This window comes from Halegenticoccus tardaugens, from assembly GCF_004116405.1.
Lineage (GTDB): Archaea > Halobacteriota > Halobacteria > Halobacteriales > Haloferacaceae > Halegenticoccus > Halegenticoccus tardaugens.
This window is the reverse complement of record NZ_SDIC01000008.1, coordinates 252025-275152: the sequence shown is the minus strand read 5'-3', so window position 1 is coordinate 275152 and position 23128 is coordinate 252025. Positions and strand designations below refer to the sequence as shown.

The following is a 23128-nucleotide window of genomic DNA, read 5'->3' as shown; positions in this document are numbered from 1 at the left end:
GAAGCAATACTTACTATCCTTCGCCCAGCTTTCGCTTGTATGACCGTCGTAGTCATCGGCGCATCTGGATACCTCGGAACGTACGTCGTCGACGAATTGCTGGCCCGTAACTATGAGGTGGTCGGGTTCGATCTTGCCCCCAGCGAGGCGCTACGCTCGCGTGCCTCACGAACTGCAAGACTGTCAGTGGAACGGGAAAATATGCGCTCGTTTGCCGCACTCTCTAACGTTCTCACAACGTATGACGTGGAGGGGATTATTCAGCTCGCATACTACGGCACACCCGAAAAAGGCTTGCTCGACTCAGCAGAGACAAATCCCTATGAGGCGTCGAACACGAATGTTGAGGGGTTCAACAACATCCTCGAAGCAGCCCGTCAGTTCGACATTGACTCTGTTGTCTGGGCATCATCGACCGTCGTGTATGGGCCGCCGGCGTTTTACGAGGCTCTAGCCATCGATCCAGTCGATGAGGAAAGTCCGACGGCTCCGGAGTCGCTCTACGGCGCCTGCAAGGTCTCGAATGAGTACCAGGCTTCACACTATCGAGAACAGTATGACCTCGATGTTGCCGGAATCCGCCTGCCATTGATCTACGGACCGAATCGGTATCCCGGCGCGCAGCCGTTCATCGTTGAGCTGTTCAACGCCGCGGCATCGGGTGGTACTATCGCCCTCGAAGACGGCGACACCACCTGGGATCTTTTGTACGAACGTGATATTGGACCGCTGTTCGTGGAGATGTTCGAAGCCGACTCGTTTGACAACGATGTATACAACGTCTACGGCCACACCGTAACGGTACGAGAACTCGCCAAATTAGCTGCGGCCGAGGCTCACGAAGACGCTACTATCGAGGTTCGGGAGGGTGCTGATCCTGTTCTTCCGGCCCCGCTCGATGACTCTCGCTTCCGCCATGAGTTCGCGTTCGAGCCACGGTACGATGCCACATCTGCGGTGAGTGATTACCTCCAGACGTTACGGAAGGTCGGCCCCGAGTAGTGGGTCAGTGATCACGCATCCACTCGGCCGTCTGTGGTTCAAGTGGATCAGTGGTAATCTCGACGAGCGTCGGTTTATCACGACTCAGTGCAGTCGATATCGCCGACGATATTTCCTCTCGAGTCCTGGCGGAGAAACTCTCCATTCCGAGCCCCGTAGCTACCGTGGTAAAATCAATTGGGGCCTTCTCCCACCCGTATGCCTGGCTTCGAATGCCGAACTCTGAGGTTGCTCCATCACTGATGATGGCATAATCGCCATTATTGAACACAACAGTTACGACATCCACGCCTTCAGCTACCGCTGTGTGGAGTTCATGAAGGCACATCATTAGACCACCATCTCCGATAAGCGAGACCACTGGACGATCAGGATTTGCAACCTTTGCACCGATAGCAGCCGGGAGCCCAGTCCCCATAGACGCCCACGAGCCAGGATTGACGTAACTGTGTGAATCATAAACGTCGAATGTGACAACTGTCCAGAGCCGTGATCCACCCGCATCAGCTGTGATAATTGTCTCTCGGGGGACAGCCTCTCGGACAACGTTGAGCGCAGCTACTGAATTAAGTGGCGGCTCATCTACTGTACGAAGCGGCTCGACGGCTGCAGCCTCGGCAGTCCGAACAGTTTCGGCTCGAGTCTCTCCCCTTGCGGTATCGTTGTCGAGCGCCTCGTTCAGGTACTCAAGGACCGCTTTCGCGTCGGCGATGAGGCTGAACTGAGGATCATATCCGTTTCGTGACCCACCGATATCGTCGCGATCAAGCGTCACATGCAGTAGGTTCGGAAGATCGAACTCCCACTTGTTCGTCGCAACTGCGTCGAGGTCAGACCCGATAGCGAATGTCGCATCTGAGGCCGCCAGTTCGTCACGAACGGCTGCACTCGCCCCACCCCAAAGGACGCCGGCGAACAGCGGGTGGTCCTCTGGGAATACGCCCTTCCCTTTTGTAGTCACGAAAACCGGGGCAGAAAGCGTTTCTGCCACAGTTCGAAGCTCTTGTGAAGCGTCTGCAATTCGAACGCCGCCTCCAGCGATGATGGCGGGCGAGGTTGAGTTAGCTAATAACGCAGTGAGTTCCTTGACGGCGGCTGTTGGCAAGGACGGTGTTCGCTCACAGTCCCAACTACCAATTGCTGCTGCTTTCTCTTCGTCTGTTCCTAGGAACGATCGGGGAATTCCGACTCTGACGGGACCCTGGGGGGGTGTCTGTGCGATGTCAATCGCCTCTGCAACGGCAGCGATGGTGCTCTCGGGCGTCTCGACGAGGATATTCTCCTTGACGACGTTGTCGTAGGTATCATGGGGCGTCTCATGAATTCCGTCGCCACCGCGAATTTCCGGGTCCGTTTCTATCGAGAGATGGAGTAGCGGTGCGTTATCGTTGAGTGCGTTCTTGAGGCCATTCATCGCATTCATGTCACCTGGACCAGGGACGACTAGCGTCGTTGCCATTCTATCGCTTGTCTGAGTGTAGCCCCACGCTTGGTGACTCACTGCGGTCTCGTGACGCGCCATAATATGCCTGAGTTCATCCGTCGCCTCAATCGCCTTGTTAAGCGGGAGCGTCTGCGTGCCCGGTATACCGAACACGGTGTTTATCTCCTTTTGCACTAATAGATCGATAACTGCGTCGCTGATTGCCATACTCACTAATCTGAAACAGACCATTTATCATTTTGGGTAAAGCAGGTCCACAGACTCGTGCCATGGATATCCCCCTCGTTGGCCGAGCAAAATGATAACCGCTCCTCAACGCTAATCAACCTTTGGTGAACGAATTAACGATGCAAGTGAACAGCAAACATATAGTAGTCCATTACGAAGCGAGTCGATACAGATGAGCTCCAACCAAGGCGGGAAAACTATTCGGTCGGTCGACCGGACGTTAAACATTCTCGAGAAGATTGGCGAGCGGAACACGGTAGGCGTCACCGAATTAGCCGAGGAACTCAATGTCTCAAAGAGTACGATTCACAATCATCTGAATACGATGACAAATCGGGGGTACGTAGTGAACGAGAACGACCAGTACCGACTTGGACTACAGTTTCTCTGGTTCAGCGACGTCATCCAGAAATCTAACCGACTCTACCAGATGGCGGTCGACGAAGTAGATGAGCTCGTCGATGGGACGGGAGAACGAAGTCAGGTGTTAGTCGAAGAGAATGGCCACGGCACCTACATCTACCAACAGACCGACGACCGAGCAATTAGAACGAGCTCCCGCGTTGGAACGCGAGTCTCCCTCCACTCAAGCGCCATCGGTAAGGCACTGTTAGCCTACCAGCCATCGGAGAAGGTTGATCGTATTCTCGACAGAGACGGGCTTCCTGCGATGACGGAATACACTATCACATCTAGGGAGGCGTTTGTCGACGAACTCGAACGTGTTCGTGAGACTGGGGTTGCGTTCGACGACGAAGAGGGGATCGAGGGAATGCGCTGTGTGGCAGCCCCAATAAAGAACGACCAAGGCATCTCGGTCGGCGCAATTAGCATCTCGGGTCCCTGTACGCGCATACAAGGAGAGCGATTCGAGAAGACGCTTCCCCAGGAGGTGCAGCGGGCTGCGCAGGCGATCGAGATCAACTACCGATTTGCGTAACAGGCGGGATGTTTTCTACACTTGTTTTGTGTACGATCGATTTCGTCAGGCCTCTCGTTGTCCGAACGATACCGAACGTACTCGAACGAGCAGTGAACAACACCTCCTACTTCAACGATGTATAGTATTCAAACGGATTCTCTACCCCTCCATTACAGGATTACGTACGTAACGAGTCGCGTCAGGACGACAGGTCCTACACTATAGTAGAACAGAGACCAACCAGCATTGAATCTCACTCATCGAGCACGAAGCCGTTCCTCGTTCAGTGTGTACACCGATATAAAAACTCACGAGGGACAGGTTGGAGGTGTCGATCCCCCGAATTCAAAGATTAGAGTGACTCCGCCCACCGTCGACTGGGAGGGCCACGCCGGTGATGTTGCTCGCCCGCTCAGAACAGAGGAATGCCACAGTATCTCCGAGGTTCATCGGATCGCCGATTCCCAGGGGAATATCATCATATCGCTCCTTGAGCCCGCTCTCGTAGTCCTCGTAGTCCCCGCGTTCGATTCCCTGAGTTACAAGTTCTCGCGTCCGGTCGGTCTCGTGTGAGCCGGGGAGCACCGCGTTCACCCGTACGTCGGGCGCGAACTCCTTCGAGAGCGTCTTCTCTAAGCCGATAACACTCATCCGAACCGAGTTCGATAGAATGAGTCCATCCGCGGCTTCCTTGACCGTCATGGAGGTGATGTTGGTGATCGTCCCACCCCCCTCCTTGAGATGGGATGCTGCCTCACGGACGAGTCGAACAGCACTCATCACGAGGAGATCGAACGCGTCATACCACTCCTCATCGTTCATTTCCATGAAGGGGCCACTGGGCGGACCGCCAGCATTGGTGATGAGATGATCGAGACCGCCAAATTCGTCGACAGCCGCCTCAACGAGATCGGAGATATCGTCCGCATCGGTGAGGTCGGCTTGCTTTCCGACGATGTCCCCGCTGCCGACCGATCGGAGTTCCGCAACTATGGTGTCTAACTTCTCCTGATCTCGCCCGTTGACGACCACATTTGCCCCCTCCCGTGCGAGGGCAGTTGCCGTTGCTTTGCCCAGTCCACTGGTTGAAGCCGCTACTATAGCCGCGTCGTCCGCGATTCCTAAATCCATCGCAGTTCGGTCTGAAGCCGCTACCTACATAGTTCTCACGTCTAAGGAGAATCTGGTGATGCTAGATCGTTCACGAGAGTACCAATTCCTTCGTACCAAATTTCGACCTCCTCGCCTGGCTCGACTTCTCCCGGGTTTGCAGGGCTGCCGAGGGCGACGATGTCACCCTGATGAAGGGTAATTCGACTGGAGAGGAATGAGATGATCTCTGCTGCCGAGAAGAGCATTTCGCCGGTGTTCCCTTCCTGGCGTATCTCACCACCGACTCTGGTTTCCAGGTCCAGCCCGTCAGGGTCAACGTCTGTCTCGATCCATGGTCCAAGGGGGGCAGCGGCTTCGAACACCTTCATCCCGGCCCCCTCTTCACCAAGCGCATCGACGTCGTTCATGATGGTGTAGCCGAGAACGACGTCGAGAGCCTCGTCAGTGTTCAAGTTACGGGAATCCTCGCCCATCACGGCCGCGAGTTCCCCCGCGTAGCCAACCCCCTCGGCGAACGTCGGATATGGAATAGACCGTTCAGGAGCCAGGAGTGCGGCCGGCGGCTTAAGGAAGAAATGCGGCGTGGTTGGACGCTCATTTCCCTTGTGCTCCAGGTAATCCTGATAGTTCCGACCTGCACAGTACAACGTTGAGGGCTCACACGGAGGGAGTAACGTTCCTTCGTCGCCCACGCTGTATGAGTCTCCGTCCTCGGTCTTCACCGCCCCATCAACGTATTTGCCGGTCACAGGTCCCGCTGCAGTCTGTATGCGAGCAATCCGCATGGGTTTCTCTTTTTGGCTTGCTTCATAATACTGTTGTCTGGAACCTCGGTGTGAAGTCTGATCGGCAACAGTGAGGAGATGCACCTAAGAATCCTATTCAGCAGATTTCAATAAAGCCTCTCTATCTGATTCAGGATTATCGAAGAGAACCTCAGACATAAGTGTCTCCTGTATCCTAGTTGCGTCCATCTCGCCGAGCACCAGTGGCATTGGGCGACGTCATCACTCTCTTGGCACCACTTCGGAAGTCCGACAGAACTATGAGATTCAAACGAACATTTTAGGTTGTACTATCGTATGGTTGGAGCAGGTTGAGTATGAGGGGATAATTGGTACAAAAGTTATTTTAGCATTTAAATTTAATTTGATAAGATACACTAAGTAAATTTGCCGTTGATGCTATCGACAAGTGCTAGTATTGGGGTAATTGAGCCAATGAAGATGATTATTAACGTGAGGCGGATGTTGAGGCCAAGGTATCCCGTATAGCGAGTCGATAAACGAAGACTCGTCTTTTTACATAGAACAAGAGGAGATTCTGTGAGATCAGATCACTACACCCAACGAAAAGGAGGAGGCCAAAAAAAATCCAATTATATCTATAATATACCTCACTATACAAATAATTTCGAAATTAGTTAACAAGCCCGACGCACAGTGGGAGGAGACCCGGACACCTTTGGAAAAATTCCCGTGATTTGGATTCAGAGTTTGAAGACGAAGGAGGTTCTGTGACGGTGCTGCACCGTTAGACGAGGGCGGTCTCTCGCACGTACTGTGCTTCCCACTCGCGACGTTCTCGGAGTGCAGTGCGGCCTTCGTCGGTGATCTGGTAGAAGTTGGTGCGGCGATCGATTTCGCCTTTCTCGACGTAGTCTTTGTTGACGAGGGTGTCGAGATTGGGGTATAAGCGGCCGTGGGAGAGTTCTTCGTCCCGGGCGTCTTCGAGGTCGGATTTGAGCTGTTGGCCCGAGGGTTGATCGTGGCCAGCGACGACGACGAGGAGGTCGCGCTGAAAACCGCTGAGGTCGAAGAGGGTCATCATCGAGAAGGTACAACACCCAAGGATATAATCGTCAGCATTGTGTGGTATGAGTGAGTGATCGATGGATAGAAGAGTCTTGAGTCTCTGTTGGTTGATTGGGAGGTTGGGAAATTGTTATCACACCGAATGTGGAGATGGCATGGGGTATCTGACCGCCCTCGCAAAAACCGATTTGAGCGGGAGTCCTGATTACTCGGAGCGAAACGCCGTTGAGAAGTTGTTTCAGACCTTCACGATGCGGATCGGACGATTCCACGAGACGTGAAACGGCAGTCAGGTCAGGGCTCGGCGCTGGCTTGACTACCTACACCACCTACTTAGCTATCAAGTCCCCGACAGCGAACCGCCGACCAAACATATCAAAAGAGTGACTAGATTAAACAATGTCTTGGGCGATCAGTTGTTAGCTGAATTGAGGCGCTAAGCCCCCTTCCTCAACGACCGAGCGAAGCGAGGTCGTAGGGGGGATACAGCGCCGCACAGTTCTCAAACGTGTTCGGTAGCCGTCCCACAGGCCCACGTTCCGCAATACTTATGCGCATGAATACACATAGTGCGCATGTCGTGAGACGGAAGAACATCACCATCCGCGAGGATCAAGCCGAGTGGGTCGAGGAAAACCACCTCAACCTCTCGTCGTTCGTTCGCAGTCAACTCGATCAACTTATTGAGGAGCGAGAGTAGCGGATGTACTACGCCTACAAGTACCGACTCACGCCGTCCGACGCTCATCGCGAGGAATTGGACCGGCACCGCGATATTTGTAGGCAAACGTACAACCACTTCCTCTACCGGCTCAACGAGTACGACCGAGACGGAATCCCGTCAATGTCCGCGCTTCGGTCGGAACTGCCGGACCTCAAGCAGTGGTGGGACGATCTCACCGACGTATACTCCCGCACACTACAGGTCGTCGTGGAACGGCTCTACGACAACCTCTCGTCGCTTTCCGCGCTCAAGCGGAACGGATACAGCGTCGGGTCGCTACAGTGGAAAGCGCCTCGGGACTACCGATCATTCACCTACAGTCAACGCGGCTTCAAGCTCGACAAGAAGGGCGGTCGCAACGTACTGTGGTTAAGCAAGATCGGCAACATTCCGATACGGCTTCACCGAGAGATCCCCGACGACGCGACGCTCAAGCAGGTCACGCTCAAGAAGGAACCGACGGGCGAGTGGTTCGCTACCTTCGGCGTCCAAATGGACCGGGAACCGCCGACGAAACCCGAGAGTCCCGAGCGGTGCGTCGGGATCGACGTAGGGATTCTGTCGTACACTCACGATTCGGACGGGTTCTCGGTCGAGTCACTCGATCTCTCCGAGGAACGCGAGCGGTTGGAACGCGAGCAACGGAAGCTCTCGCGGAAGCAACACGGGTCGGTGAACCATCGCACCCAACAGCGCGTCGTGGCACGTCGTCACGCCGACTTGAAACGGAAGCGACGGGACTTCCTTCACCGACTGTCCGCATACTACGCGCGAGAATACGATCTCGTGGCCGTCGAAGATCTCGACGCGAAGGGGCTGATGGGACTCCCGTCGAACAGCCGGAACCGGGCGTCTGCGGCGTGGGGGACGTTCCTACGGATGCTCGAATACAAGTGCGAACGCGAAGGTACGCACTTCGTCGCGGTCGATCCGCGAGGAACGACCAAGGAGTGTTCGAAGTGCGGTGTTTCGACCGACAAGCCGTTGTGGGTCCGTGAACACTCATGCCCGTCATGCGGGTTCGAGGTGGACCGCGACCTCAACGCGGCGTACAATATCCTTGCTCGCGGACTCGATCACGTAGGAGTGGTTCACTCCGAATCAACGCCTGTGAAGACTGCGCTCCCTACGGGAACCCATTCGGTTCCTGCACAGCGCGTCGTTGAAGCAGGAAGCCCTGCCCTCACGGAGCGAACGGCGCAAGCCGTGAGCGAGTAGGGCAGGGTAGTTCACTGGGTCAAGCGGATGATCGACCGCATGAGCTTCAATTTGAGCCATACGATAACAATCACCACATATTCAAACATTAATATTATGGATGTATTTATTATATTTTACTTACTAATATATGTTCAGAACGCTTGAATATCTTTAAGGTAATTTGGAACAATAACGAAAAGACAAACTATGAAGCCGCCGGCTCGCTGAGCCGGTCTGCAAGTATCTGTGGACAAGAAATTCAACGACCTGCTCGCTCCACAATCTGGCTTAACGAGACAATGCCTCTGCTTGTACTGTGGCGCTCGAAAGCTGAAGGGTAACTTCTACTTCAAAGACTGGCTTTTTTCGCCGAGGGTACCTTGGTCTCGCAGGATCAGCCCTTCTCATTGGACTTGCAGGTTGCACGGACTCAACGGTAGAAGCGGAAGATCCCCCCCCGAATGCCTCCCAAGATGGTGAGAAGCATCGCAAGGAGACTGGTGATGAGGAGACGGAAACTCCTGCAGACACTTCCGTCGAAGAAGATGAGGAGGATCCACAAACGCAAGGGAGGGCTAGCGTGTCGGTCACGTCGGCTGAGCTTGCCTTGGAGGATAACTTTGGCATCGACGCGTACAACATTGTCACGGTAGAGAACGGTGGCGATGGAGTATCGGGCAGAGTGTCCCTAAAGACGCGTTTTTACGACGCTGCTGGGGAGCTCCTGTCCGAAGAGGAGTCGTATCTCCACAGCCTCCAGCCAGGCGAATCGTGGCGAGCTGTGACTATGTACTGGGGAGACGCCGACGCCGCTGAGATCGATAGCGTCGATGCCCGTGTTGATGCTGAGCGGTCTGCGCCTGCATTCGATTCGGCCGCGTTAGAGATCGTTGAGTCCGAGCTGACCGTTGATGACTGGGACGCGAAAGTGTACGGGACCGTCGAAAACACGGGTGCCAGTCCATTCGAGAGTGTGACGATTATCGCCTGGTTCTACAGGTAAAATATTGAATCGGGTGATTTCGGGAGGTTTGCGGGTTAATGGCTGTTCTGGTTGCGTGTTTTGGGATAAACACGAAATCACTAACCAGGTCGATCCTCCGCCCTTGGGTTGAAACTCCCTCCCGATGAATCATACTCAGCGTTCGATCGTCGGTGGGGTGTCGGCCATCGATTGACTGGACTGGGTGATTTCGAGGACCGTCATCAGGTCTGTCCGCGAGATCAGACCGGCAAGCGAGCCGGCGCCTTCGGTTACGAGAAGCCGACCAATACCCTCCTGCTGGAGGGTCATGAGCGCATTCGTCGCCTCGCCGCCGGGTCGGACCGTCACCAGATCTGTCGACATGATGTCATTGACTGTCGCATCATCTCGGCGGTCGGATGCCCGTTCTTGGACGTCTTCGAGCGTGACGATGCCGACGAGGTCATCGCCGTCGACGACTGGATACCCGGTGTGACGTTCGCGGACCATCCGGTCAAGCAAGGTATCGATCGACATCTCGGGTGCCACCGTATCGAGTTCGGCCGCCGGCGTCATTATCTCCCTGACGGTCAATCCCTCGAAGGCCGCCTGCATAACCTCCTGGTTGGTCTCGCTCGTCGCGGCGATATAGATGAAGAAGGCGATGAGAATCCAGAACAGGTTAAGCGTAAAGACCCCAGCGATTCCGAGCAGGAACGCGAACCCCTTCCCGACAGCAGCGGCGATGCGGGTCGCCCGCAAGCGCGACCGGTTGCGCGAGAGCACCGCGCGGAGAACTCGCCCACCATCCATCGGGAATCCCGGAAGCATATTGAACGCCGCGAGCACCACATTGAGCACCGCTAAGTAGCCGATCACGAACCGAACTGCGGGGAGTCTACCAGCGAGCAGTTCGAACGACCCGTAGAACAGGACCCCGAGTGCGACGCTAACGATCGGGCCAGCAATGGCGATCGCGAACTCCTGGCGCCAATTGTCAGGCAACTCCGCAAACTGTGCGAGACCACCCAAGAACCACAGCGTGATCGATTCAGTCTCAAGGCCGTACCGGCGTGCTACGAGTGAGTGACCCAGTTCGTGCAAAAGAACGCTGGCGAAGAGGCCGAGTGCAGCGCCCACTCCCAAGAGCCAGGGGAGCAACCCCGCGGTAAGCGGCTCAGGATCGAGTGGGGTCCCGAAGATCCCGTTGATCAAGTTCACAGTGAGGCCAACCTGCGAACCGATGAGGTAAGCCAGGAGCGGGAGGACCAACAAGAACGAAACGCCCAATCTGATCGGGATGCCGAACAGCGAACCGAGACGGAGACTCGCCATGTGGCTACTATGGGCTCAAGCCCTATCAGGTAATCCCTGGATATCAAAAGTTGGTGGTTCGGTCGGTATCGCCCCAGCAATTTCATCCGACGATGGCAACACTATACTTGGCCACTATTGTCTCCAACCCTTGAGAACGAATATTCTCTGAACAGGGCACTGGTGAACTACCCCACCCTACTCGCTCACGGCTTTCGCCGTTCGCTCCGTGAGGGTGGGGCTTCCTGTTTCCACGACGCGCTTTGCAGACACAACGGTGTCCACAGGGAGCGCAGTCTCCACAGGCGTTCGAAAATCGCGTAGCGATTTTCGCAGCCCATCAGAATCGCGGTGCGATTCTGAGGACGTTGATTCGGAGTGAACCACTCCTACCTTTTCAAGACCGCGAGAAAGAATATTCCACGCCGCGTTCGCGTCCCTGTCCGCCTCGAACCCACACGAGGGACACGAGTGTTCGCGCACCCACAGCAGCTTGTCTGTCTTGACACCACAGGCCGCGCATTCCTTCGTCGTATCTTTCGCGTCAACCGCGACGAAGTGTGTCCCTTCGCGCTTGCACTTGTATTGGAGCATTCGTAGGAACGCTCCCCACGCCGTTCCCGCCCGGTTACGAGAGTTGCCCGGTAGTTCGACCAACCCCTTCGCGTCCAAGTCCTCCACGGCCACAAGGTCGTATTCTCTCGCGTAGTAGTTCGAGAGTTTGTGAAGGAAGTCTCGTCGCTTTCGCTTGAGGTCGGCGTGTCGTTCGGCCACGACCTGCCGTTGTTTCTCCCAATTCGCAGACCCGTGTTCCTTCCGCGAGAGGTCGCGTTGTGCGCGTTCGAGTCGTTCGCGCTCGTCGCTGAAGTCGGGACTTTCGATGGCGTACCCATCGGTGTCGTGGGCGTACTTGAGAATCCCCACGTCGATACCAACGACCTTCTCGGGCGTCTCTGGTTTTTCAGGCGTGGCTTCCTCCACGTCGATGCCGAACGTGGCGTACCACTCGCCCGTGGGTTCTCGTTTGACCGTGACCTGTTTGATGGTCACATTCTCGGGGATGTCTCGGTGGAGGTGAATCGGTATCTCACCGATTTTGCTCAACCACAAGACAGGCCGACCACTCGTATTCTTGAGTTCGAAGCCGGACTGGTTGTAGGTGAGAGACCGATACTCCCGAGGCGGTTTCCACTTGAACATCCCCACGGCGCGTCCGTTCTCCTTCTGCGCTTTGAGCGTGGAGAGGTTGTCGTAGACGCGCTTAACGACCATCTGCAACACTTTCGAGTGAACATCGGTCAGGTCGTCCCACCACGTTTTGAAGTCGGGAAGCCGTCCCTGCACCTCGTAGCGGGCGGGAATGTCGTCTGCCTCGTTGAGCAGATAGAGGACGTGATTGTACAGTTGCCTACAAGTATCGACGTGATGCAGAAGCGTCTCGGTGAGGGGTTCTGGCGGGTCGAGTCGATACTTGTAGTTGTAGTGCATGGGCTATTCGTCTAAGTCGGGTTCGGAGACGCGGACGACTTTCACGTCGGCTCCACGCCAGCGTTTGGGAACGATGACGTGGGCGCTATTCCCCGACGGTTTTGCGGTTCCGTCGAGGACTTCTTCGCCTTCGATTTCAAACCTATCCATCACCCGTGTATAGACCATGGATAGACATAAAGGTAGCGGTGGGCCTGTGGGCCGAGCGGTGAACGTGTTTGAGAACCGTGCGGCGCTGTATCCCCTCCCTACTGCGCTACTCGGTCGCTTCGCTCCCTGCGCTGCTCCTTGAGGAAGGGGACTTAGCGCCTAATTCCAGAAATTCGAGACATCTGCTTAGACGGCCGATTCAGATTGTCTAAGCAAAAACTGCTCATCACATCCGTCTAGTGATAATAAGGCAACGGTGACCATGACGTGGGCTTCATCGGTCTCGGCAATACGGCCTCCAAATTCGACGTGAACTTCAGGACCCGTGCCAGCAGGGAAAGCGATTTCTGAAGGAGCACAGGTAGTCTCGTTCGCCACCAATGTGAATGGTTCTGGTCCCATGAAACCGTGCAATATTGTAGTTTGATTTTATCCGTTTCCGAACCAGTTACGGATGATTTCCCATGATTGATCTCTTCTCGTCTTCGAAGCCTTTCCCACGGATTTCATCGAACGACAGTGACCATCATCGGCGCGCGGCGCATCACCCGATCTGCGACGGATCCGAGGAGAACATCTGTGATATCGTCACGGCCGTGCGTTCCGATGACGATGTGGTCCACATCGTTCTCCCGCGCGTAGGAGAGGATCTGGCGCGCCGGTTGGCCCATCTTGACGACGCTCTCGAATGGAACCCCCTGTTCGTCCGCCAGCTCATGCATCTCCTTGTGGAGTTGTTTTGCATTTTCCCACTCTTTCTGGTACCACTCCTCTGAGTACGCTGGCATCCCCGCTTTTCCGAGCGGCGACTGTAACCCCGGCGTCAGCGGATCGATGTCGAATGGATTGACGACGGTGATGACCGTGATATCCACGTCCGGCATTCTCAACGCATATTCGAACGCTTCCTCCGCCTTCGGTGAGCCATCCAACGGAACGAGAACGTGTTCCCCCATGATAGCTGAAACGGCAGTCACGAAGTAAAATGGTTTTCTCTGCTTTCGTCACGAATCGAGACAAAAGATTCGGGGGATGAACACGACAGAATTACAACGCGACATCACGGCGAACACGACCGAACGACTCACCCAACGTGCAAGACAAACGCGAAGACGAGATAGGATCCGATGATCGAGAGGGTCGGCGAGAGAATCCACAACAGGACGATTCGACTCGTCGCCGCCGGGTCGAACAGGCTCTCGGCCGCCAGTTCCTCGATGTCTTCCTCGCCGATGGCGGGTACCCGTCCGACCTTGCCACCGTCGCCGACCGTGGATGGGTCGGGAACTTCACCTTCCGCGACTTCGCCGATCGTCGGGCCAGGTGGCACGTCGGACTTGCTCGTCTCGGCGATGAGCGCTCCCGACGACAGGTCGGCGGTTGGTGCTGGTTCGCCCTCGATGGCGGCGTCGGCCACATCCGCGATCGTTACCGCACGACTGGCGCGCCCCCATCCGAGACCAATGATACACGACGTAGTACTTACTGCGAGACTCGCTGGAATGCCGAGCCGTGAGAGGATAGTGATGATCGTCGCACCGATAAGCGAGACGATGAGGGCGGCCAGAATGGGAAGGTCAGTAATTCCCTCGCTGATGGTATCGAGCGTCCGGCGTGCAATGGTGAATGCGCCGAGGCCGATCGCGCCGATGGCCAGTAAAATCCCTTGGCTGGCGGTAATCGCCCCATTCCCGATGAGCGGTGCGACTGCGTTCGCAGCGTTCGACGCGCCCGCGCTGAAGCCCATGTAGCAGGCGATGACGAGCACGGAGACCGAACCGCCGACTTCGCGGCCACCGACGCCGCGTCCGAATCGCAACCGCGGAACCGACCTGGAGCGGTCGATTGACACCAGCCCCTCCTCGATTCGGGAGAACGAAAACCGTGCGTCCAGATATGGATAGACGTATCGACCGATGACCAACCCGGCGAAGAACGCCGAAAGCGGTGCGACGATCCACGCCGAGACGATGGTGAACATCAGCTGATAGTTGAGCGAATTCGACGCCAGCCCCAACCCGACGATGGCACCGACGGCAGTCATCGACGTGGATGCCGGGACGCCGTAGAGGTTCGAGATGAGCAGCGCGACTCCGGCGAAAAAGAGGACGACAACACTCGTCTCTAGCGTAAACTGGCTCGCTGGGACGATGCCGTTGCTCATCGTCTCGATGACGTTTCGCCCGACCGTCCAGCCACCGAGTAGCGCAAACCCCGTAAAAAGTGCCGCTGCTCCGATTTTCCCGACGATACGACTGCCAACTGCGGGACCGAACGCGACCCCCGTCGACGAACCACCAATGTTGTACCCGACGAATATGGCGACGAACAATCCCACAAGTAGTAGCGCAGTGACCACACGAATCTCCCAATCTGTACAATGGGAACGAGCTATTTCGTTCTTGCTCAACAAACTATTTTTCGTCCAATAAGACCACCGAAAGTAGATACATCATTGAAACCAAAACCAAGCTTTGATCGAATTAGCCGCGGTGAATCACCAGAGGGCGGCTGATTTCACTGTTTCACTGCCTGCTTGATGTGGTGAACCGCACACATCAACACGAGTTCACGGAATTCGCCGTACCAGGTGCGCGCACGCACGGCGTCGCCGAGCGTGCGCTTGATCGACGAAAATACCGTCTCACACATCGATCGTTGGCGGTAGCGAGGCCCATCGATCCGCGCGTTATGCGCGTGATCGATGGGCCGGAACTCACGGTGTTTAATTAGCGGTCGTACACCCTTTTCGCGGAGGTTTTCACGGAGGTCCATCCAATCGTATCCCTTGTCGGCAGCGAGGCTGTGCAGGTCGCCCGCGTTCCGACGGACGACCTGCCAGCCGAGCTGGGTGTCGTGACGTTTGTTGGTCGTACAGTAAACGTCATGAATCGCTTGGGTTTCTGTATCGACCAGAGCTGTCACTTTCAGCGTTTGAACCTGATAATTCGTCCGACGGCGGTAGTGGGAGCTCGCGGTTTCACGGTCAAAAAATGTCGCGTTAATCGCAGCATGGCCCGAGGGCTCGTGCAGCTGCGCCGAGAGGCGCAGCAGCACTCGCCACACCGCCATCTTGGTCCTGTCAAACGCTTTTACCAGCGTGGAGTGATCGGGGAGATCGGCCTCGACGCGGCCGATCTCCCCGAGGATATTGGGCATCTGACTCAGCAAATCAAGTGCGACACGGTAGGATTTTTCCAGGTAGACACGGAGACAATGGAGTGAAACGACGGCGTAGTCGGCGACCTCCTCTCAGCTGTGCACCCGGATCAGAGATGTTGGTCCCGGCGTTCATGAGGATTCACCTTTCACAACGTTGTCAGGTAGCGATCTAAATGCGGCTCGGACCTCCTCGGAGAACAGCTGGGGCTCTTCCCACGCCGCGAAGTGCCCGCCCCTGTCGACCTCGTTGAAGTAACCGACGTCGGGATAGACCGTCTCCACCCAGCTGCGCGGTGCCGAAAAGATTTCGCCGGGAAACGTTGTGAAGCCGACGGCGACAGAGACCGCCGGAGGAGCCTGGCCGGCCTCACGCGCTGCGGTTCGTCCTGTCTCCCAGTACCACCGGGAGGCCGAGGCGCCGGTGCCCGTCAGCCAGTACAGCGTGATGTTGTCGAGGATCTGGTCCCGCGTGAGATTGCCCACAGGCTCGTCGTCGACGAACGCGCGGGAAATCTTGTAATAGCTGTCTGTGTCGTGGTCGAGCATCCAGGCCGCCAGCCCGGCAGGTGAATCCAGTAGGGAGTAGCCGATCGTCTGGGGCCGGGTGGACTGCTCCAGGAAGTAGCCGAAACCGTCCTTCGTAAACGTCTCGAGCGCGTTGTGTGCTGCGCGTTCCTGCTCGGATTCCGCCGGCAGCTGATCGACGATGAACGGTGCCCCCGCGAGCAAGCTGAGGTGGATGCTGACCAACCCGTCGGGTGCCTGGCGCCCCATCACATCGGTCACGAGTGCGCCCACGTCACCGCCCTGGGCGACGTAGCGGGTGTAGCCGAGCCGGGACATGAGCTCCGCCCAGGCGCGGGCAATGCGGCCGGAATCCCAGCCGAGCTCGGTCGGCTCGCCCGAGAAGCCGAAGCCGGGCAGGGACGGCAGGACCAGGTGGAATGCATCCTCGGCGCGTCCGCCATGGGCGGTCGGGTCGGTCAGCGGACCGACGGTCTCAAGCATCTCGATGACCGAGCCGGGCCAGCCGTGTGTCATAATCAACGGCAATGCGTTCTCATGCCGCGACTTCACGTGGATGAAGTGGATGTCCACCCCGTCAATCTCGGTCGTGAACTGAGGCAGTGCGTTCAATCGGGCCTCGCACGTGCGCCAGTCGTACTCGGTCGTCCAGTAGCGCACGAGCTCCTGCATCGTAGCGAGCTGCACGCCCTGCGACCGATCCTCGACGAGTTCCTTGGTCGGCCAGCGTGTCGCCCCAAGGCGCCGGCGGAGGTCTTCGAGGTCCTCGTCAGGAACATCGATGCTGAAGGGTTCGATCTCAGGTTCGTTGGGCATGGGTCTTCTCCCTTAGGTGGTAGACATAACGGCAGAAAGGGAGCCCATGTCGGTTCCCGGGCCGAACGTTGGCTTTTCCTCACCACCACCGCATCTACCGTAGCCCTCCTCGTCTCGGGGAGGCGACGTGTGGCCGGATCGATGCCACCGCGGACCGGAAGGATGGCCCTTGGGGCTTGGTAATGCAATTGACTGATGTTGTGGATTCTGTCAGCCGTTTATCGGTATGGCTTACCCCTCCCTCAGGGAGAGATTCGACACGAGAGGTAATAGAGGTGACCTCTTCAGAATTAGATTGTTGTGAATATTTGATTATCTTCTGAAAGTCATCGTGTGTTTGTGCTCTATAGAAGCAAATTATTGGGCGTATATGGGATTCTGACAGGCGATGAGTTCACTGCCCACACCGCTGCAGAGTTGACCTCCTCGCGCGCCTGAAGACGCGGGAATCCGACCATCGGATTCGGGCGGTCGACGCCCTTCGGTTCCAACCCGCACTCAGAGGGAACCGGCGACATCTCGGAAGACACAGTCCCCCGACAAGTCCGCGAGAGCAACGCTCTCGCGAGACACCGGGGGAACTCTCGGTTGTCTCCCTCGGAGGGCTGTGGCCCGGCCACTGAGGCCCCATTGGATTCCGTGTCATCGCCGTGCGAACCACCGCTGGTTCGCCACCCCGTGTGGTTCGGAGACGGCATCTCACCGAATCCGTAGCGTCCGTGCCAATGAGGGCCACAGGCTTAACCGTCCTGTGGCAACCAAATTGAGTGTCGCTCGACCTCCGCCTGAAGACGGAGGTATGCGCTTGAATCTCTATCACTCGACACCTAACTAGTTCAAATTTCGCACATTGGCTGAGAGAGAAGTTCAGAGTGAACTGTATCGTTCTTCTCCCCAGGGATTTGCGGTATTCGAATACCCACGCATCTCCCAGTAGCCACGCATAGGGTCGGTGAGCAAAGTCACGTTCGTAACCCATTTTGCACCTTTATATGCATATTTATGAGGTGTGACGACCCGAAGTGGGCCACCGTGCTCAGAGGGAAGGGGCTGACCCTCGAGTTCGAGGACGAACAGAACCTCATCGCGAAGGCACTGGTCTAACGGAAGGTTCGTTGAATATCCGTCCAACGAGCCGAACAGGACGTGCTCAGCGTCGTCGTGGACACTCGCTCGCTCGGCGAGCGTCGGGAATGTGACGCCAGTAAATTTGTTGTCAAACCGGCTCCAGCCGGTCACACAATGGAAATCTTGACGCTGAGTTTCTTGAGGGAGATCGTTGAACTCCTCCCACGTAAACTCCAATTCGTTATCGACGGCACCGGTTACCGTGAACTCCCACGTCTGCATATCCCACGAAGGTGTCCCACTTTTCGACAGCACCGGGAAGCGATCAGTTCGTCGCTGGCCGGGTGGTAGTCGGTCACCTCCGAACTCGCTGTAGATTGAGGTGGCGTCTCTGTCGACCATGCCAAATTCCACGGAAAACAGCTACAAGAGATTACACTCCCTCACGGGTTCTCAAATGTCCGGATTCTTGGTACTGAAGACGGAAGGTGGTTTATTGTTCACGCTGTTGTATACCGGATCAGGTGACGTCCATGCCCCTAATCCACTTTGAGATGGCTGACTCGACTGAGCGAACCCAGATCGGCGAAGGCCTCGTTCGGTTCGCAGTGCAGGCTGGTCGGTTAGAAACCGGCAGGACGGAGGGCAAATACTTCCTCACTCACGCCGATGGGTGTGGCGAAGATGGAAAGCGGATCAAGCCAGGAGACGCTTTCTGCTTCGACACGGAAACGGGCGACATTCTCTGTATAGAGCATTGTACTGAACGAAGCAAAGAGACGTGAACTACCCCACCCTACCGCTCGCCTTTCGGCTCGCGCTTGAGGGTGGGGCTTCCTGTTTCAACGACGCGATTTGCAGATACGGACGTATCCACAGGGAGCGCAGTCTCCACAGGCGTTGATTCGGAGCGTCCCGCTCCTAACCGCTTCTTGATACCGCGAGAAAGAATATTCCACGCCGCGTTCGCGTCTCTGTCCGCCTCGAACCCACACGCCGGACAGGAGTGTTCACGGACCCACAGCGGTTTCCCGGTCGAAACGCCGCAAGACGCACACTCTTTGGTCGTTCCGCGCGGATTGACCGCGACGAAGTGCGTTCCTTCGCGTTCGCACTTGTATTCGAGCATCCGCAGGAACGTTCCCCACGCCGCACCTGCCCGGTTCCGAGAGTTGCCTGGCAGTTCGACCAAGCCCTTCGCGTCCAAGTCCTCGACTGCAACGAGGTCGTATTCTCTCGCGTAGTAGTTCGAGAGTTTGTGAAGGAAGTCGCGGCGCTTGTTCTTCAACTCGGCGTGACACTCGGCCACGACCTTCCGCTGTTTCTCCCAATTCGCGGAACCGTGTTCCTTCCGCGATCGGTCCCGTTGAGCGCGTTCCAACCGCTCGCGTTCGTCGGACAGGTCGATGGATTCGACGGCGGTTCCGTCGGTGTCGTGGGCGTACTTGAGTATGCCAACGTCGATACCGACACACTTCTCGGGATTCTCCGGTTTCGCGGGCGGGTCGTCCGGGGTTTCGACACCGAGGATAGCGTACCACTTTCCGGTGGGTTCCTGCTTGACCGTGACGGTCTTAATGTCGGCGTCGTCGGGCAGGTCGCGGTGGAAAGTGAGCGGGATTTCTCCGAGTTTCGAGAGCCACAGTCGGGTCCGACCGCTCGTGTTCTTGAGCTTGAAGCCGGATTGACTGTAGGTGAAACTGCGGTACTCGCCCGGTGCTTTCCACTTGAGTGTCCCGACGCGGTAGCCCTTCTCTTTACGCCCACGGAGCGTCGAGAGGTTGTCGTACAACCGCTGAACGACTTTCTGTAGAACTTTCGAGTGAACTTGTTTCAGGTTGTTCCACCACTTCTTGAGGCTCGGCAGGAGTTTCTGTTCGCTGTATGCCGAGGTGTCGTCGTTCCGATTCAGGCGGTGGAGGAAGTGGTTGTAGACCTGTCTACAGGTATCGACAGTCCACGCTAACTGCTGTTCGAGAGCGTCGGACGGTCGGAGTCGATACCTGTAGTTGTAGTTCATCGTGTGGTGCTACTCGTACACGCCGTATTTCTCTCGGGCGTTTCGGGCGTGGTTCGGGTTCTCATCTTGGCACGAGGAACACACGTCGAGACAACTTTCAGGTTCTCGCCCGTGCTTCTCCTCGAACCGTTCGCTTGCGGCGTCTTGGTCTTTGAAGCACCCGATAAGGTCTACGGTGGCTCGGTCACTCGTCTCACCGCAGATGTAGCAAGTGAGTGGTGAGTCAACCGTCATTTTCATCCTCCGGATCTGACGTGCGGACGATTTTCACGTCCGCTCCACGCCACCGTTTCGGGACGAGGACGTGAGCGCCGTTGCCGGTGGCTTTGGCCGTCCCGTCGATGACTTCGTGGCCTTCGATTTCATGTCTATCCATCACTTTCGTTTAAACCTCGTTTCAACATAAAGGTGGCGATGGGCCTGTGGGCCGAGCGTCGAACGTGTATGAAAATTGTGCGGCGCTGTATCCCTTCCCTACTCGCTCGCTCCGCTCGCACGTTGAGGAAGGGGCCTTAGCGCCTCAATTCAGTAATGTCTGGACCGACCGTGTGGTCTGGCAGCTGCTACCTCCGTCGGAAATTTTCAAAGTCAACCTGTACCTTTCCGACCTTGGCACCGTCGCTGGTTTTTGCCGGATTTCTAATACAACCAGTGCGAGATACGCGCTGTATTCAGCACGCAGATTTCAGTAGGGAGGAAACTTGTAATGTTGAAACGTATACAGACGTCCGCTAATCACTGAGAGAGGTCGCCGAGAAGCGAGTGGACGCGGTGTTCAGTGACGTTGGTGTGCCGCCGATGATGAATGCATCCGTGCCCGTGTCGTGAGCGCTGCGTAGGTGTTGTCGTCAGGGAGTGATTTGTCGGGGTCGACCCTCGTCACGTGTGTTCAGTTCGTCCACGGGACCGACATACGCTCAGGAGTCGTCACGTAGGCAAACCGCGTTCTCTCGACGAAAATGGGATGGTCTTGCATTCAGTGCGTCTGGACGCCTCAGAAACGCGGTCTGAGAGCCCCGTCTGACTGAGACTTATTACGGCTCGTCCTGCAACTTCCGGTAGATGAACTCTCGAACACCGCTCCCACCGCAGGCGAAAGAGGCGCTTGAGGCGCTTCGCTCGCCAGTCGAGAATGCGGGTGGTGACCTTCCTCGTGAGCAAGCTCGCGCAGTGATTGCGTCTGAGTTCGACGAGGAGTCTGCGGAGGGGCTGGTGAATATCCTGCACAACCGTGGGTACATCTACTATGTTGGCGAGCAAATCCGCATTACGTAGGCTCGGTGTCTCGTGAGGGCTCAGGAGTTACTCTGACCGAGGGGGTTTCCAGCGTGACGCTCGAGGTTAGGCGAGTACGGTCTCTCGCAGGTACTGATCTTCCCACTCGTGGCGCTCTCTGAGGGCATCTCGGCCCTCGTCGGTGACATTCAACATCGCGTCCAACAGTCGCAGCGACGAATACGGCGTTCGGAGTACAAGCTAACTTGAAGGAGCGTGAAAGCCCTCTCCTTGAAATCCTCCTAACGGACCGCTAAGGAGCTTCAGCCTCTTCCATATCCGGTTCGTCGAATTCGAGCGCCTCTCTAACGGCTTCGGGAAGCGTCGGTCGCGGTGCGGCCTCGTGGCGTCGTACCCGCTCAGATTTGTCCGTCTCCTCATAGACTGCCCGTGCAATGGGGACGCCCCGCAGGAAATTGTGCTCGTAGAAGATCTCAACTCCGCGCTCGGTCGGTCCCCAGAACTTTGACGGGAGATTTCGTGTCGACACGTTGGGTTCGTGCACGTAGACGTCGAGGATCCCTGCCTCCTGCAGTGTCTCAAGCTGGTCGAGGATGGCAGCCTCGTTCTTTGGGATCATATAGTCGAGTTCGGCCAGGGATACGAGGTGGGCCGGATGGCCGAGAATCAGTTGGATGATGAGGTGCCGAGTCTCCTGCGAGAGCAGCTCACGCATTCGTTGCTGCTCTGCAAATGGATCCTCGAACCCTTCCGGGGCCGTATCGCTCATATCCCAATCTAGCCTTCTCAACTGTATAATGGTTTGGGTCAACTGAGTCAATGAAATCGTTGTTTGACTGAGTCAATTAGAAATATCTATGACCCTGCCGGTTGCGTACAAGCGTATGAGTGGTCCGTCTGTTCCGCCGAACGCAGGCAAAATCATGGCGGCCGTCCAGCGGGCGTTACGCGGCCTCGATGTCGGGTCCATCGAAGCGACCCAGATTCTGTCGTGGGCAAACAGTGAGACACCGGCAATTTACGATCGCGACCAGACTGCTTATCTCGTCCTCGGAAGTTATCGTGATCCGTATCTCCGACGCGTACGGGCAGTCAGCGATCGATTGAACCGCCGCTATGGAACGTACGCGTTTCTCATCGGCGATCTCGCCGATATCGACATCCCACGCCTCCCCGAATTCCGCGTGAAATTCCACATCTCGGCAACGCTCAGTGACTACGTTGCCGCCATCTTCGAACAAGACGCAGGTGGCGAAGTCAACGAACTCGGCAAACTCGGTGAAACCGAATACTTCGAGAAAGCGTATGCATTCCCACGTTCCTACCACTGGGAGATGGAAGAGAATCTTACAGCTAAACGCGACGTGCTCGCTGCTGGGGCACAGATTCTGGCTGCCACAGACGTCGACGGGGAGACGAAAGCTGCAGAACTCGAGGCGCTCGTCGAACGTGCAGACCAAGCAGGTATCGACATCACTGTCGACGCCGTGGCTAACGAACTTGAGGACCAGCATATTGGCGTTCCCTCGTACAGCTGGGTTCACTTGAACGACTTTCGCCTCTTCGAACTCCACGAGCGGTGTTATCCCTGGACGACTGAGGATGAACTACTCGATACGACGGACGAGCTTCCAGGAGCCCCCAGACCGGGCTGGGAACAACAGTGAACTACCTCCACCTACCGCGCCCGGGGTTGCTCACCCCTCGCTTCTTGAGGTAGGGGCTTCCTCGGTCACCGACGCGACGTGCAGATTCACACGGAATCCACAGCGGTCGCAGTCTCCGGAGGCGTCGATTCGGCCCGTCCCATGCCTATCTGACCCCACTGCGCAGTGCGTGCGAGGAGTTGAACATTCAACTCCTCTACTATCACGCATAGTACCGCATTGGTGGGATAGTACATCACGCTAGCGCACACGTCAGAAAGCCGAGGACGGC

General features: G+C 56.6%; 21 protein-coding genes and 2 pseudogenes. 8 read left to right on the top strand and 15 right to left on the bottom strand.

Features of this window, described 5'->3' with window-relative positions; genetic code table 11:
- Positions 1-39: 39 nt before the first annotated feature.
- Entirely contained in the window at positions 40-1002 is a 963-nt protein-coding gene (locus tag C3L37_RS20145; RefSeq protein ID WP_129116328.1) for an NAD-dependent epimerase/dehydratase family protein, read from the top strand.
- Positions 1003-1006: 4 nt separating this feature from the next.
- Here the strand turns inward: C3L37_RS20145 and C3L37_RS20140 are convergent, their stop codons facing one another.
- Positions 1007-2653, bottom strand: a complete 1647-nt coding sequence (locus tag C3L37_RS20140; RefSeq protein WP_129116327.1) for a thiamine pyrophosphate-binding protein — start codon at positions 2651-2653, stop codon at positions 1007-1009.
- A gap of 193 nt (positions 2654-2846) precedes the next feature.
- Between C3L37_RS20140 and C3L37_RS20135 the strand changes: the two genes are divergently transcribed.
- On the top strand, positions 2847-3614 hold the full coding sequence (locus tag C3L37_RS20135) for an IclR family transcriptional regulator (RefSeq protein WP_129116326.1): 768 nt from the start codon (positions 2847-2849) through the stop codon (positions 3612-3614).
- 327 nt (positions 3615-3941) lie between these two features.
- On the opposite strand, the gene C3L37_RS20130 is transcribed toward C3L37_RS20135, so the two are convergent.
- From C3L37_RS20130 to C3L37_RS20120, 3 genes are all read right to left on the bottom strand, one after another.
- Positions 3942-4727 (bottom strand): SDR family oxidoreductase, encoded by a 786-nt coding sequence (locus C3L37_RS20130; protein WP_129116325.1) that lies wholly within the window; start codon positions 4725-4727, stop codon positions 3942-3944.
- A gap of 41 nt (positions 4728-4768) precedes the next feature.
- Positions 4769-5494 (bottom strand): fumarylacetoacetate hydrolase family protein, encoded by a 726-nt coding sequence (locus C3L37_RS20125; protein WP_129116324.1) that lies wholly within the window; start codon positions 5492-5494, stop codon positions 4769-4771.
- 748 nt (positions 5495-6242) lie between these two features.
- Positions 6243-6536 carry a PadR family transcriptional regulator gene (locus C3L37_RS20120; RefSeq protein WP_129116323.1) on the bottom strand — a complete coding sequence of 98 codons (294 nt, stop codon included), beginning with the start codon at positions 6534-6536 and terminating at the stop codon, positions 6243-6245.
- Between the two features lie 136 nt (positions 6537-6672).
- On the opposite strand from C3L37_RS20120, the pseudogene C3L37_RS26060 reads away from it, so the two are divergent.
- The 3 genes and pseudogenes from C3L37_RS26060 to C3L37_RS20105 all read left to right on the top strand — a co-directional run.
- Positions 6673-6801, top strand: a pseudogene (locus C3L37_RS26060) (IS6 family transposase); the annotation flags it as partial.
- A gap of 425 nt (positions 6802-7226) precedes the next feature.
- Positions 7227-8465 carry an RNA-guided endonuclease InsQ/TnpB family protein gene (locus C3L37_RS20110; RefSeq protein ID WP_129116322.1) on the top strand — a complete coding sequence of 413 codons (1239 nt, stop codon included), beginning with the start codon at positions 7227-7229 and terminating at the stop codon, positions 8463-8465.
- A gap of 562 nt (positions 8466-9027) precedes the next feature.
- Entirely contained in the window at positions 9028-9450 is a 423-nt protein-coding gene (locus tag C3L37_RS20105) for an FxLYD domain-containing protein (protein WP_129116321.1), read from the top strand.
- A 135-nt stretch (positions 9451-9585) separates the two neighbouring features.
- On the opposite strand, the gene C3L37_RS20100 is transcribed toward C3L37_RS20105, so the two are convergent.
- From C3L37_RS20100 to C3L37_RS20065, 8 genes and pseudogenes are all read right to left on the bottom strand, one after another.
- Positions 9586-10746, bottom strand: coding sequence for a site-2 protease family protein (locus tag C3L37_RS20100; protein WP_129116320.1), 1161 nt, complete (start codon positions 10744-10746; stop codon positions 9586-9588).
- A 177-nt stretch (positions 10747-10923) separates the two neighbouring features.
- On the bottom strand, positions 10924-12213 hold the full coding sequence (locus C3L37_RS20095) for an RNA-guided endonuclease InsQ/TnpB family protein (RefSeq protein WP_129116319.1): 1290 nt from the start codon (positions 12211-12213) through the stop codon (positions 10924-10926).
- A gap of 3 nt (positions 12214-12216) precedes the next feature.
- Positions 12217-12363, bottom strand: a complete 147-nt coding sequence (locus C3L37_RS20090) for a DUF2080 family transposase-associated protein (protein ID WP_394345814.1) — start codon at positions 12361-12363, stop codon at positions 12217-12219.
- A gap of 506 nt (positions 12364-12869) precedes the next feature.
- Positions 12870-13319 carry a universal stress protein gene (locus C3L37_RS20085; RefSeq protein WP_129116318.1) on the bottom strand — a complete coding sequence of 150 codons (450 nt, stop codon included), beginning with the start codon at positions 13317-13319 and terminating at the stop codon, positions 12870-12872.
- 128 nt (positions 13320-13447) lie between these two features.
- Positions 13448-14722 carry an inorganic phosphate transporter gene (locus tag C3L37_RS20080; RefSeq protein ID WP_129116317.1) on the bottom strand — a complete coding sequence of 425 codons (1275 nt, stop codon included), beginning with the start codon at positions 14720-14722 and terminating at the stop codon, positions 13448-13450.
- Positions 14723-14880: 158 nt separating this feature from the next.
- Positions 14881-15606: pseudogene (locus C3L37_RS20075) on the bottom strand (IS5 family transposase); the annotation flags it as partial.
- A 48-nt stretch (positions 15607-15654) separates the two neighbouring features.
- Entirely contained in the window at positions 15655-16866 is a 1212-nt protein-coding gene (locus C3L37_RS20070) for an epoxide hydrolase family protein (RefSeq protein ID WP_129116316.1), read from the bottom strand.
- A gap of 867 nt (positions 16867-17733) precedes the next feature.
- Positions 17734-18336, bottom strand: a complete 603-nt coding sequence (locus C3L37_RS20065) for a sulfite oxidase-like oxidoreductase (protein WP_129116315.1) — start codon at positions 18334-18336, stop codon at positions 17734-17736.
- Positions 18337-18467: 131 nt separating this feature from the next.
- On the opposite strand from C3L37_RS20065, the gene C3L37_RS25915 reads away from it, so the two are divergent.
- Positions 18468-18719, top strand: a complete 252-nt coding sequence (locus C3L37_RS25915) for a hypothetical protein (RefSeq protein ID WP_129116314.1) — start codon at positions 18468-18470, stop codon at positions 18717-18719.
- Between the two features lie 11 nt (positions 18720-18730).
- Here C3L37_RS25915 and C3L37_RS20055 read toward each other — a convergent pair whose 3' ends face one another.
- Together C3L37_RS20055 and C3L37_RS20050 are read right to left on the bottom strand one after the other, a co-directional pair.
- Positions 18731-19954 (bottom strand): RNA-guided endonuclease InsQ/TnpB family protein, encoded by a 1224-nt coding sequence (locus C3L37_RS20055; RefSeq protein WP_129116313.1) that lies wholly within the window; start codon positions 19952-19954, stop codon positions 18731-18733.
- A gap of 223 nt (positions 19955-20177) precedes the next feature.
- Entirely contained in the window at positions 20178-20330 is a 153-nt protein-coding gene (locus tag C3L37_RS20050) for a DUF2080 family transposase-associated protein (protein ID WP_129116312.1), read from the bottom strand.
- 686 nt (positions 20331-21016) lie between these two features.
- On the opposite strand from C3L37_RS20050, the gene C3L37_RS20045 reads away from it, so the two are divergent.
- Positions 21017-21229: a hypothetical protein gene (locus tag C3L37_RS20045; RefSeq protein WP_129116311.1), complete on the top strand. Its 213-nt coding sequence runs from the start codon at positions 21017-21019 to the stop codon at positions 21227-21229.
- A gap of 253 nt (positions 21230-21482) precedes the next feature.
- Here C3L37_RS20045 and C3L37_RS20040 read toward each other — a convergent pair whose 3' ends face one another.
- Positions 21483-21959 (bottom strand): ArsR family transcriptional regulator, encoded by a 477-nt coding sequence (locus tag C3L37_RS20040; RefSeq protein WP_129116310.1) that lies wholly within the window; start codon positions 21957-21959, stop codon positions 21483-21485.
- Between the two features lie 115 nt (positions 21960-22074).
- Between C3L37_RS20040 and C3L37_RS20035 the strand changes: the two genes are divergently transcribed.
- Positions 22075-22857, top strand: coding sequence for a hypothetical protein (locus tag C3L37_RS20035; protein WP_228546391.1), 783 nt, complete (start codon positions 22075-22077; stop codon positions 22855-22857).
- Positions 22858-23128: the final 271 nt, after the last annotated feature.